This window comes from Actinobacillus minor NM305 (assembly GCF_000175195.1).
In the GTDB taxonomy this organism is placed as follows: Bacteria; Pseudomonadota; Gammaproteobacteria; order Enterobacterales; family Pasteurellaceae; genus Haemophilus_A; species Haemophilus_A minor.
In genome coordinates this window covers 94123-106348 of record NZ_ACQL01000055.1, presented here as the reverse complement: position 1 = coordinate 106348, position 12226 = coordinate 94123, and the positions used below count along the sequence as shown (strand labels likewise).

Sequence of the window (12226 nt, the reverse complement as noted above, 5' to 3'; positions counted from 1 at the left end):
GATGAATAGTCTTTTGGATAAGTTAAAACAGAATTTTTTTAAACATCGATTTTGTTATATCTTCCTTGGATTATTCTTATCCGTATTTCTCCAAATGATAATAGTACTTGTAGTTACACCTATTCGTTGTAAAATGTGGGAAGGCAAAGAAATAGAAGTTTTTTAACCCCTAAAGAGTGGAGAGAATTGTCGGGTGTTAGTGAATTATTAAAAGATACTAAATGGATATCTTATCCTATACTTGAAAGCAAATTTATTGATAACCCTTTTCTTATAAAAAATAGAAATTTATATCAGCCAAGAATGAATTTCTATGGAAAAGAATATAGACTAAGAGCTATAAATAATAAATACCCTAATATCAACATATATTCATATATATACCCTGAAAATATTTTAGGTCATAATACATTTATACTTTACGATAAAAACTTAGAAAAAATAATCGTTCAATACAATATGATTTTTGGCTCTTATGAAAATAATATTTTATCTGGTAATTTTTATTGTAAAGAAAATGGGGTTGCAGAAGCATACAACTTATTAGAGAACTACTTATTCTAAAAGAGAAATTTTATGTTGTTGTTAAATCTAATTATATGTTTTAGGTGCTTTAGCTATCTCTTTGAACATATTGGATTGATGTCTTTTGTCATTATACTAATAAGCTACTTACTAACTTTTTTCAAGTATAGATCCTTAGTATTTTTATTTCTTATTATAATATCTGGACTGCTATCTTATAATTATCCTATTCATCTCATCTTTTTTTCTATGTTAATCTTTATTTTTAAATTGAAAGATGATTATAGAGAATATCTAGTCAATATTTTGAGTAGCGTCTTTTTCGCTATCGTGTTATTAAGTTTGTTAGAGCCAGAGTATAGTGAGCATTTTATCATTATAATCTTATTACATTGGGTTATATGCAATATGATTTATCAGAAAAAAATGTCTTTCCCCACATTTTTTCTAGTATTTCCAATTATATGGTTTCTTATAGGGGTATTTACAGTAATTCTATTTAAAAAGGCTTCATTGATTTAGGGTATAAAATACAAAAAGAGCTGGAAAATTAATTCTTAGAATGTAACAATTTGATATTTTTCAATAAACCTGTCTAACAACGTGTTACTGGTAATGAATATGAATAAAAAAAGGAAGGTAAAATGACAAAAATCTACGGCATTAAAAATTGTGATACTGTGAAAAAAGCGATCAAATGGCTTGCAGATAACAGCCTAAACCCACAGCTTCACGACTACCGTGTTGATGGCTTAGATCCTGTTTGGCTAGCTGAAATGGCAGAGAAATTTGGCTGGGAAAACTTAGTCAATAAACGTAGCACCACTTGGCGTGGGCTTGATGATGAGATTAAAAATAATCTTAACAAAGAGCTGGCATTAAAGGTGTTAAACGAACAGCCAACCTTAATTAAGCGCCCGATTGTGATTGCTGATGATGTGGCGTTGATTGGGTTTGATGAAAAAGAATATGCTCAAGCATTTAAGTAAAAGGCTGTTTACTCTCAGCATTATTGCTTTATTTATTGCCGCTCCTTTGGCTTTTTCTGCCTCGTATTCTCCTTTCAGAGATATTGTTGATATCATCGACATTACTGGGTGTGAGACATTGGAGTTATGTGAGCAACTTTATGAAAAACCCTTTACGATTTTTCTAAAATACGATTTACCAGTTATATTTGGATTTATATTTTTTTGCCTTTTGGTATTGTATTTTTTATCAAAAGGGACAAATCAACTGTTTAATATTTTGAGAGCAATATGGAAAGACAAATCATCACATTAGCCCAAGCCCTTATCCAACGTAAATCCATCAGCCCAAATGATGAAGGTTGCCAACAGCTGATTGCTGAACGACTACAAGCGGTCGGATTTAAACTGGAATGGTTGCCTTTTGGCGACACCTTAAATTTATGGGCAACTCACGGCGAAGGCGATCCTTGTTTAGCCTTTGCAGGACATACCGATGTTGTCCCTGAAGGCGATGAAAGTCAATGGACTTATCCACCATTTTCCGCCGAGATTGTTGATGATGTACTTTACGGGCGTGGTGCGGCGGATATGAAAGGGTCTTTAGCAGCAATGGTAATCGCTTGTGAAACCTTTGTAAAAAACAACCCTAACCATCAGGGCAAAATTGCCTTGCTTATTACGTCTGACGAAGAAGCTGCCGCCAAAGACGGTACAGTGAAAGTCGTAGAAACCCTAATGCAACGCCAAGAGCCAATCCACTATTGCGTAGTGGGCGAGCCGTCCAGCACCAAACAGCTAGGCGATGTGGTGAAAAATGGTCGCCGAGGTTCGATTACCGCCAATCTTTATATTGAAGGCATTCAAGGACACGTTGCTTATCCCCATTTAGCTGAGAACCCTGTTCATACGGCTCTGCCGTTTTTAAGCGAACTGACTGCTTACCAATGGGATAACGGCAACGAATTTTTCCCACCGACAAGTCTGCAAATCGCCAATATCAAAGCAGGCACGGGCAGTAATAACGTGATCCCTGGCGAGCTTTATGTGCAGTTTAATTTACGTTATTGCACTGAAGTAAATGATGAAATTATTAAAGCTAAAGTTGCCGAAATGTTGCAAAAACACGGTTTAAAACATCGAATTGAGTGGAACTTGTCGGGAAAACCATTTTTAGCAGGCAACGGAAAACTGGTTCAAGCCACAATACAAGCGGTCGAAAACGTGACACAAATTACGCCTAAATTAGACACTGGCGGTGGTACATCAGACGGACGCTTTATCGCCTTAATGGGTGCAGAAGTGGTTGAGTTCGGTCCAATCAACCAAACCATTCATAAAGTAAATGAATGTGTGAATGTCAATGATTTGGGCAAATGTGGTGAAGTGTATTACCAGATTGCCGAAAAATTACTGTTACAAGCGGTCTAATTTATGCAAAATTTTACAAATTTACCTGAAATCCTCACGGGCAAAAGCCGTGAGCATTTAGTGCCACTGCCGAATGCATTGTCGGATAAACACGCTTTACAAGCAGAAGTCGTAGAGGCTTTTTTACAGCTACAACAAGCGGCAAAACAGGCGGGCTTTAACTTACAACCTGCCAGCACCTATCGTGATTTTGAACGGCAAAAATTGATCTGGAATGCAAAGTTTAACGGAGAGCGTAAAGTTCACGATGACAATGGTTGTGCCTTAGATTTGACTTGCTTAGACGATTGGCAAAAATGCCAAGCGATGTTACGTTGGTCTGCTGTGCCGGGGGCGAGCCGTCATCATTGGGGAACGGAAATTGATATTTTTGATCCCGATTTACTGCCAGAAGGGCAAAAACTGATGTTAGAGCCGTGGGAATATCAAACGGGTGGCTATTTCCAACGTTTAACAAATTGGCTGTTAGTCAATGCCGAACAGTTTGGTTTCTATTTTCCGTTTATGGAGGATCACGACAAACAAATTGGCTTAGAGCCTTGGCATATCAGTTATTTCCCAATTGCAGAACAGTGTGAGCGGTTACTTTCACCTGAAATTTTGCAAATAGCGTGGGAAGGTGAAGATGTGGCTGGGAAATGTAGCCTGAGCCAGCACATTGATGATGTCTTTAAACATTACATATTGTAAAAAATAATGACAAAAATCCAATTAATTAACGAAAGCGATTTTGCCGAACAATTTCAACAAACCTGTGAAAAATGGCAACTTCAACATAATCCCGATGCAATTTTAGCTTTAGTTCAAACAAATGAACGTTTGGAGCTTCGTAAACTAGATGAGCCAAAACTTGGGGCTATTGCAGTGAATTTTGTTGATGGCACAATGGCTCATCGGCGTAAATTTGGCGGCGGACGTGGTGAAGCCGTGGCAAAAGCAATTGGGATTAAAGGCGATTATTTGCCAACGGTGATTGATGCAACCGCAGGGCTTGGGCGAGATGCTTTTGTGTTGGCGGCAGTGGGTTGCCAAGTTAAATTGGTTGAGCGAAACCCTGTGGTCAGTGCGTTGTTGGAAGATGGTTTAAATCGAGCTTATCAAGATGCAGAAATTGGCGACTTTATGCGAGAGCGAATGATTTTGTTGCCCGTGCATTCTATTGCAGAGTTTGATCCAAATTGTGATTTTGCTGATGTGGTTTACCTTGACCCAATGTACCCGCATAAACAGAAAAGTGCTTTAGTTAAAAAAGAGATGAGAGTATTCCAGCATTTGGTTGGGGCAGATTTGGATTCTGATGATTTCTTTTTACCGGCAAAACAGTTGGCTCGTAAACGGGTGGTGGTTAAACGCCCCGATTATGCCCCGTTTTTAGCAGAGCAGAAGCCTGATTTTAGCCAAGAAACGAAGAATCATCGGTTTGATGTGTATTTATCACATCGGTAAAATCAATAAATTTAACAAAGATTTACAAAAAATTTTAAATAACCGCTTGTGAGATGATAGGCAAGCGGTTATTTTTTCAGTAAAATTTACCAATTTTCCATCTTTAATTTATAAGGTAAAAATAAAGTGCCTAGACGTGATTATATGGCTCGCTCAAAGAAAAAAAGTGGTGTGAGCAAATCGACAATTTTATCCATCGTGGTCGTGTTACTTTTGGCAATGGGGGCTGGCTTGTGGTTGTTAAAAGAAAATGCACCTGCACCAACTATTCCTGTTCCTGTTGAAGCAACTAAACCTGTGCCAAATGGAACCAATCTTCCAAGCCGACCTGAAGAAGTATATAGCTATATTCGTGACTTGGAAACGCGTGAAGTGGTAACAAATCCAACGAAGAAAACACAAGAAAAATTAGCACAACTTTCTCCAGAACAGTTAAAACAGCTAGAAGAAAAGCGTAAGCAAGAAGAACTTGCTCGTTTAGCGGTAGAACAAGCTTCAGTTGAAAAAGCTCAAGTGCAAACAGAAACCACCGTATCAAAAGAAAAAACGGTTGCTCAGCCTTCTGAGGCAGAACTCGCCGCTCAAAAGGCACAAGAGCAGAAATTGGCTGAAGAGAAGCGTAAGTTAGAAGAAAAACGTAAGCAAGCGGAGCTGAAAAAACAGCAAGAGTTAGCACAAAAGAAAGCAACCACCACAGAAAATGAACAAAAAGCAGACAAATCAAAGGCAGAACAAACCAAGCTTGAAGTAGCGAAAAAAGAGCAAACTAAAACAAAAGCGCCAGAAACAAAACAAGCTGAAAAATCTGCTTCAACAGGTCGATTTGGTTTGCAATGTGGTGCCTTTAAAAATCCTGCCCAAGCGGAAAATGTACAGGCTCGCTTAGCGATGGCAGGCTTTAATGCGAGAATCGCAACAAGTGCTGATTGGAATAGGGTTTTTGTTGGACCAATTGGAGACAGAGCCGCAACTTCTAATGCACAATCTAATGCGCGTAGCGTTGCTGAATGTGTGATTGTATCTATGTAATGTCATTGAGGGTAAATATATACCCTCTTTGTTTATCCGGCTCTAAAAACTTTTTGTGTGAAAATATCTCGAATTTCAGATGGATTGGTTTTGCCGTCTGTTGTTGCTTCTAAAACCGGGAAATATTGTCCAAATTGGGCATAAACTTCGTGGTATGTTCGACAAGGGGTTAAACCGGATAGATTTGCACTTGTAGAGGTGAGGGCGGATTGTAACTTTTCACATAAAGCAACCACGGCTGGTGTGTGACAAATTCTCACTGCAATAGAGTTAAATTTGCCGGTTAAATAACGTGGTACATTTGTTTTAGCCGGCATAATCCAAGTAATCGCTTGTTCTTGTAGCGTGTTCAACCGTTGCCATTCGGTTTCGCTAAGTTGGCTTTCATCAATATAAGGGCGGAGTAATTCAACATCATGAGCAATCAGAATAAGCCCTTTTTCTTCAGGGCGTTTTTTCAAATCAAGCAATAATTTGACCGCTTGTTCGCTATTAGGATTACATCCTAAACCAAAAACGGCTTCAGTCGGGTAGGCAACAACTTGATTTTGTTTAATTTTTGCTAAAATTTGTTCTAAATTATTCATTCGTCTCTTCTTTAAATAGATGTTGGCAATGCTTGTTTGCACATTGGTAATACCCTTCTTTTTTTAACGTGGCTAAAGCGCAATGACATTGTGGGCAGGTTTTTAGTACCGGTTTATGCGTGAGCGTAAATTTACATTGGGGATAGCCACGGCAACCATAAAAAATTTTCCCCGCCCGTCCTTTCCTTGCAATCAGTTGATGTTGTTTACATTCTGGGCAAATAAAATTAGTCTCTTCACTCTCTTCTTGCTGTTCGTGAACGATAAAATGGCAAGTTGGGTAATTGCTACAACCAATAAACATACCTAAATGCCCTTGTTTGATTTGAAGCAAATGTCCACATTCAGGGCAGCTTTCTTCAAGGGTTTTAATCACGTGATAGTTCTGCTGAAGAGGCTTAATATATTCGCATTTTGGGTAGTTAGTACAACCGAGAAACAAGCCTCGTTTCCCCTGTTTTATTTGCAAAATTGCACCACAATCAGGGCAATGTTCCTCTTTTTTCGTGGATTTAAATAACGACATATGCTATTTCCTATTCGCTTTTAACTGTGCCATTAAATTCGCAATATGGGCTGAGGTTTTTTCCACTTTTTCAGCTTCGGTCATTTTAGGTTTATCTCGTTCCCACATTAAATCATCTTGAGGAAGTTCAAGTAAAAAACGGCTAGGTTCGGTTTGTATCACCTCCCCGTATTGACGGCGTTCTTTACAAAGTGAAAAAGTTAGGGTCTGCTGCGCCCGAGTAATGCCAACATAAGCTAAGCGGCGTTCTTCTTCCACATTGTCTTCATCTAAGCTGGTTTGATGGGGTAAAATACCTTCTTCCATACCGATCAAAAATACATGTGGAAATTCTAAGCCTTTGGAGGCGTGAAGGGTCATTAGTTGAACTTGATCCGTCTCATCATCTTCTTCGCTTCGCTCCAGCATATCTCGCAATGTTAAACGGTTTACGACTTGAACTAGCGTCATAGGCTCTTCCAATTCATCGCCTTCTAACATACTTTGTACCCATTCAAATAATGTTTCAACATTCTTACTTTGCATTTCAGCCGCTTTAGGTGATGTTGCTGTTTCGTAAAGATAGGCTTCATATTGAATGTGTGATAAAAGATCTTTAACAGCTTCTAAAGGATCAACTCGTTCTGCTTGATCAGCAATCTTTACAATCCAGTGTGCAAAATCTTGTAGTGCTTGATAAGGCTTTGGCGTAAGGCGTTGAATAAGCTCGAAATCAAAAATCGCTTCAAAAAGGCTAATCTGCTTTTCATTTGCTAATTGCCCTAATTTTTCGAGAGTAGCCGCACCGATTTCTCGTTTAGGAACATTAACGATGCGTAAAAAAGCTGCATCATCATCTTGATTTACCACTAAACGTAAATATGCCATCATATCTTTAATCTCAGCGCGAGCAAAAAAGCTTGTTCCGCCTGAAATTTTGTAAGGAATACGATTTTGCATCAATAATTTTTCAAGCAAGCGAGATTGATGGTTCCCTCGATAAAGAATGGCATAGTCTTTATATTTTGTTTTTTTAGAAAAACGATGGGCAATCAACTCACCAACAATACGTTCAGCTTCATGTTCTTCATTTTTGGCTTCTATAACATTGAGTTTTTCACCTTCTCCAAGCTGTGAAAAAAGGCGTTTTTGAAAGATATGATCATTATTATCGATCAGAATGTTAGCGCAATGTAAAATACGTTGGCTGGAACGATAGTTTTGTTCCAGCTTAATGACTTTAAGATCAAAATTTTCCCGTAAACGTTGCATATTTTCAGGCTTTGCACCACGCCAAGAGTAGATGGATTGGTCATCATCACCTACAACGGTAAAATTCGCCTCTTTGCCAACAATAAGCTTGATGAGTTCATATTGGCTGGTATTGGTGTCTTGGTATTCATCAACCAGTAAATAACGAATTTTTTGTTGCCAGCGTTCTTTAGCTTCCGGAAATTGACGAAAGAGCAACACGGGCAACATAATTAAATCATCAAAATCCAGAGCGTTATAGGCTCTTAATTGATTTTGATAAAGTTGATAAAAGTGAGAAAAAACACGGTCTCGCTCGGTTTTTGTATGCGAAATAACCATTTCCGGAGAAAGTAAATCGTTTTTCCAGTTTGAAATGGCGCTAATGAGCTGTTTTAACAGATCTTTATCTTCGCTTACCGTTTCGGGTAGTAAGTGTTTTAATAATGCTAATTGATCGTGCTCATCAAATAATGTCATTCCCGATTTAAAACCGAGTAATTTATATTCACGTTTTAAGATTTCAAACCCAAGTGTGTGAAAGGTGGAAATGGTAAGTCCTTTACTTTTTTCTTTACCAATAGAATGTGCCACACGTTCACGCATTTCCCGTGCAGCTTTATTGGTAAAGGTTACAGCAGCAATTTGTTTTGGTGAATAACCACAGTATGCAATTAAATGGGCAATTTTATTGATGATTACCCGAGTTTTGCCCGAACCTGCCCCGGCAAGCACTAAGCAAGCACCTTTTACATATTCAACGGCTTGTTGTTGTTGATCGTTTAATTTCATGTTCTTTTCTTTATGTTTTTCTTTATTTTAACGAAAAGCTGGCAAGCGGTCTAATTTGTTTAGCAATTCGTAAAATATGAAAAAAAAGATGACCGCTTATTCTTGGAATAATTTGCCTAAAAAGTCATTTTTTGCTTTCAATATCTAGTCATTCGCTATATTATAGCTTATTGATTTTTATTATGTTTGTATTGTAAGCCAAATTGGCTGGCAATGAATTTTCTCAACGTATTTTGATAGGGGAAAACGGCAGTAGATGGAAAAGTTAGACAGAAAACCGATCATCGAACTTCGCAATGTTACTAAAAGCTATGGTAGCAAAACGATTCTTAAAGATTTGAATTTAACCATTAACGATGGTGAATTTTTAACAATTTTAGGGCCTTCGGGTTGTGGTAAAACAACCGCATTACGTTTAATTGCAGGTTTTGAGGAATTGACAGAGGGGTCGATTATTCTTGATGGTCAAGATGTATCTAACGTTCCTGCAGAACATCGCCCTGTTAATACTGTTTTCCAAAGTTATGCGCTTTTCCCACATATGACCATTTTTGAAAACGTGGCATTTGGATTGCGTATGCAAAAAGTACCAAATGAGCAAATTAAGCCACGTGTCATGGAAGCGTTACGTATGGTTCGTCTTGAAGACCGTGCGGAGCAAAAACCGGCACAACTTTCCGGTGGTCAGCAACAACGTATTGCGATTGCTCGTGCAGTGGTAAACAAACCGAAAGTATTGCTATTAGACGAATCACTTTCTGCATTAGACTACAAATTGCGTAAAGAAATGCAAAATGAATTGAAAGCATTACAACGCCAATTAGGCATTACCTTTATTTTCGTTACTCACGATCAGGAAGAGGCATTAACTATGTCAGATCGTATTATCGTGATGAATGCAGGTAAAATTGCTCAAGACGGTTCACCACGTGAAATTTATGAAGAACCGAAAAACCTTTTCGTTGCTCGTTTCATTGGTGAAATTAACGTATTTGATGCAACGGCGATTGAGCGTGTTGATGCAACAAATGTGAAAGCGAATGTTGAAGGTCGTATTTGTAATATTAAAGTAGAAGATATGGATGTGAAGCCAAATCAAAAACTGAAAGTATTATTACGTCCTGAAGATATTGTGATTGAAGAACTTGATGAAGATGAAAGCTCAAAAGCGATTATCGGTCATATTACAGATCGTAACTATAAAGGTATGACGCTAGAATCAAGCGTGAAATTAGATCACAATGGAATGAATGTTTTAGTAAGCGAATTCTTCAATGAAGATGATCCGCATATCGACCATTCTGTCGGTCAAAAAGTGGCATTAACGTGGCACGAAGGCTGGGAGGTTGTCTTAAGCGATGACGAGTAATAAATTCCAAAAAGGAACGGTGGCAACAATTTTCGGTTGGCTATTACTTTTCGTTTTAGTCCCGAATTTATTAGTGTTGATCATCAGTTTTTTAACAGAAAACCGCCAAAGTCAGTACTTTGTTGATTTTGCTTTTAGCTTAGAAGCATATAAAGCATTATTTAATGATACTTATGCAACGGTGTTATGGAACTCGTTGTATATGTCGGGAATTGCGACCTTTTTCTGTTTAATCATTGGCTATCCTTTTGCATTTATTATTGCAAAAATGCCGGTAAAGGTACGTCCGATTTTGCTTTTCCTTGTGGTGTTGCCATTCTGGACTAACTCTTTAATTCGTATTTACGGCATTAAAATTTTCTTAGGTGTGAAGGGGGTACTGAATGAGGCTCTACTTTGGTTAGGTATTATCAATGAGCCATTGCGTTTATTAAACTCAGAATTAGCAATTATTATTGGCTTAGTTTATATTTTGCTACCGTTTATGATTCTGCCTCTTTATTCGTCTATTGAGAAAATTGATGGGCGTTTATTGGAAGCAGCAAAAGATTTAGGGGCAAATGCTTTCCAACGCTTTATTCGTGTAACCATTCCTCTTACCATGCCAGGGATTGTTTCGGGTTGTTTATTGGTATTGTTACCGGCAATGGGGATGTTCTACGTTGCAGACTTATTAGGTGGTGGTAAAACTCCATTAGTGGGGAATATTATTAAGAGCTTGTTCTTGAATACCAACCAATTTGCATTAGGCTCAGCAGTAAGTATTGCTTTAACCTTCTTAATGGCATTAATGCTTTATGTTTACTACCGTGCAAATAAACTTTTAAATAAAAAGGTGGAGCTTGAATAATGAAAAAGATGTTTAGAAACCTTTTTATGTTTGTGGTGTTTGCGTATCTTTATATTCCAATTATTATTTTAGTTGTGAATTCATTTAACGCAGATCGCTATGGTCTGAACTGGAAAGGCTTTAGTTGGGACTGGTATGAGCGTTTATTTAATAATGATACGCTAGTACAAGCAACAATGAACTCAATTACGATTGCTTTCTTCGCGGCAACATTTTCAACGATTTTAGGGGCATTAACTTCTATTGCGTTATATCGTTATAAATTCCGTGGTAAGCAAATGGTTGGCGGATTGCTCTTTATTGTTATGATGTCGCCGGATATCGTAATGGCAGTTTCTATGCTTGTGCTATTTATGATTTTAGGTATCCAATTAGGCTTTATTTCGCTATTGATTGCACATATTACTTTCTGTTTGCCTTATGTTGTAATTACGATTTCAGCACGTTTGAGCGATTTTGACGGTAAAATGCTTGAAGCAGCAAAAGATTTAGGGGCAAGCGAAGTGACGATTTTACGTAAAATTATTTTACCGTTAGCGTTACCTTCAATCATTTCAGGTTGGTTATTAAGTTTTACGATTTCATTAGATGATGTTGTTGTTTCATCTTTTGTTACCAGCCCAAGTTATGAAGTTTTACCACTTAAAATCTTCTCTCTTGTTAAAACAGGTGTAACACCAGAAGTGAATGCGCTTGCAACGATTATGATTATTTTATCACTTTCATTAGTGGTATTAAGTCAAGTTGCATTACGCAAAAAAGCATAAATCTAAATAGCCCACAATACGTGGGCTATTTTCTTTAGGAAATAAACAATGATTATTCAACAAATGATTGAACAAAAACTGAAAGAAACCTTTAATCCTTCTTTTTTACAGATTGAAAATGAAAGCCATATGCATAGTTCTGGCAGAGGGGCTGAATCGCATTTTAAAGTAACGATAGTTTCTCCTGCTTTTGAAGGAAAAAGAAGTGTTGCCCGTCATCAAGCGATTTACCAATGTTTAGCCGATGAACTGGCGCAAGGTGTTCATGCTCTTGCATTACATACTTATACTTCACAGGAATGGTTGGATGCAAAAGGTGTTATTCCTAAATCAACAAATTGCTTGGGCGTAGGTGAATAGTTCGCAAGTAATTTATTTTATAACGTGAAGAAAATCCTTGCTTAATCAGCTAAAAAAAGGTATATTTCTGCGGTCTTTTTATTGATTCGGTGAGATGTCCGAGTGGTTGAAGGAGCACGCCTGGAAAGCGTGTATATGGGAAACTGTATCGGGGGTTCGAATCCCCCTCTCACCGCCATTTAGTAATAAGGCATGTTTTCATAGATATTTCCTTGGTTAAGTTAAAGTAGTTATACTTTATTTAATACTTATCCCTAAGCCCTTTTGCTTAGGGATTTTTTTTACCTTAAATTTAGTAAAAAATGCGAAAAATCCTACCGCTTGCTTTCTGTATTTTCCTTCGCTT

The 12226-nt window shown here is 37.6% G+C and carries 14 protein-coding genes and 1 tRNA gene; 12 read left to right on the top strand and 3 right to left on the bottom strand.

The features are described 5' to 3' along the window. Positions 1–186: 186 nt before the first annotated feature. The 7 genes from AM305_RS02090 (at position 187) to ftsN (ending at position 5399) form a co-directional block, all read left to right on the top strand. Positions 187–564, top strand: a complete 378-nt coding sequence (locus AM305_RS02090) for a hypothetical protein (protein WP_005822710.1) — start codon at positions 187–189, stop codon at positions 562–564. A 605-nt stretch (positions 565–1169) separates the two neighbouring features. Continuing rightward, the gene (locus tag AM305_RS02080) at positions 1170–1514 is read left to right on the top strand and encodes an ArsC family reductase (RefSeq protein ID WP_005822707.1); all 345 of its coding nucleotides are present in this window, start codon (positions 1170–1172) and stop codon (positions 1512–1514) included. Further along, positions 1495–1809: a hypothetical protein gene (locus AM305_RS12505; RefSeq protein ID WP_005822705.1), complete on the top strand. Its 315-nt coding sequence runs from the start codon at positions 1495–1497 to the stop codon at positions 1807–1809. The genes AM305_RS02080 and AM305_RS12505 overlap by 20 nt, the downstream gene beginning before the upstream one ends. Then, positions 1785–2924 carry a succinyl-diaminopimelate desuccinylase gene (dapE, locus tag AM305_RS02070; protein WP_005822703.1) on the top strand — a complete coding sequence of 380 codons (1140 nt, stop codon included), beginning with the start codon at positions 1785–1787 and terminating at the stop codon, positions 2922–2924. The genes AM305_RS12505 and dapE overlap by 25 nt, the downstream gene beginning before the upstream one ends. Positions 2925–2927: 3 nt before the next feature. Further along, positions 2928–3614, top strand: coding sequence for a M15 family metallopeptidase (locus AM305_RS02065; RefSeq protein WP_005822701.1), 687 nt, complete (start codon positions 2928–2930; stop codon positions 3612–3614). 6 nt (positions 3615–3620) lie between these two features. Further along, positions 3621–4370 (top strand): class I SAM-dependent methyltransferase, encoded by a 750-nt coding sequence (locus AM305_RS02060; protein WP_005822699.1) that lies wholly within the window; start codon positions 3621–3623, stop codon positions 4368–4370. 126 nt (positions 4371–4496) lie between these two features. Beyond that, on the top strand, positions 4497–5399 hold the full coding sequence (gene ftsN / locus AM305_RS02055) for a cell division protein FtsN (protein ID WP_035293699.1): 903 nt from the start codon (positions 4497–4499) through the stop codon (positions 5397–5399). Positions 5400–5431: 32 nt separating this feature from the next. Here the strand turns inward: ftsN and tsaC are convergent, their stop codons facing one another. Genes tsaC through rep form a run of 3 tightly spaced genes read right to left on the bottom strand, consistent with a single transcriptional unit; the run spans position 5432 to position 8534 of the window. Beyond that, the gene (gene tsaC / locus AM305_RS02050) at positions 5432–5986 is read right to left on the bottom strand and encodes an L-threonylcarbamoyladenylate synthase type 1 TsaC (protein WP_005822696.1); all 555 of its coding nucleotides are present in this window, start codon (positions 5984–5986) and stop codon (positions 5432–5434) included. Next, positions 5979–6512, bottom strand: coding sequence for a DNA topoisomerase family protein (locus AM305_RS02045; protein WP_005822694.1), 534 nt, complete (start codon positions 6510–6512; stop codon positions 5979–5981). Before AM305_RS02045 ends, tsaC begins: the two co-directional genes overlap by 8 nt. Positions 6513–6515: 3 nt before the next feature. After that, entirely contained in the window at positions 6516–8534 is a 2019-nt protein-coding gene (gene rep, locus AM305_RS02040) for a DNA helicase Rep (protein WP_005822692.1), read from the bottom strand. Positions 8535–8790: 256 nt separating this feature from the next. Between rep and potA the strand changes: the two genes are divergently transcribed. From potA to AM305_RS02015, 5 genes are all read left to right on the top strand, one after another. Further along, the gene (gene potA, locus AM305_RS02035; protein WP_005822690.1) at positions 8791–9903 is read left to right on the top strand and encodes a spermidine/putrescine ABC transporter ATP-binding protein PotA; all 1113 of its coding nucleotides are present in this window, start codon (positions 8791–8793) and stop codon (positions 9901–9903) included. Beyond that, a complete protein-coding gene (gene potB / locus AM305_RS02030) occupies positions 9893–10753 on the top strand; it encodes a spermidine/putrescine ABC transporter permease PotB (RefSeq protein WP_005822689.1) in 861 nt (286 codons plus the stop codon). The genes potA and potB overlap by 11 nt, the downstream gene beginning before the upstream one ends. After that, positions 10753–11520 (top strand): spermidine/putrescine ABC transporter permease PotC, encoded by a 768-nt coding sequence (gene potC, locus AM305_RS02025; RefSeq protein ID WP_005822687.1) that lies wholly within the window; start codon positions 10753–10755, stop codon positions 11518–11520. Before potB ends, potC begins: the two co-directional genes overlap by 1 nt. Positions 11521–11568: 48 nt before the next feature. Then, the gene (locus AM305_RS02020; RefSeq protein WP_005822685.1) at positions 11569–11880 is read left to right on the top strand and encodes a BolA family protein; all 312 of its coding nucleotides are present in this window, start codon (positions 11569–11571) and stop codon (positions 11878–11880) included. 88 nt (positions 11881–11968) lie between these two features. Beyond that, positions 11969–12058 (top strand) — tRNA-Ser (locus AM305_RS02015). Positions 12059–12226 lie beyond the last annotated feature (168 nt).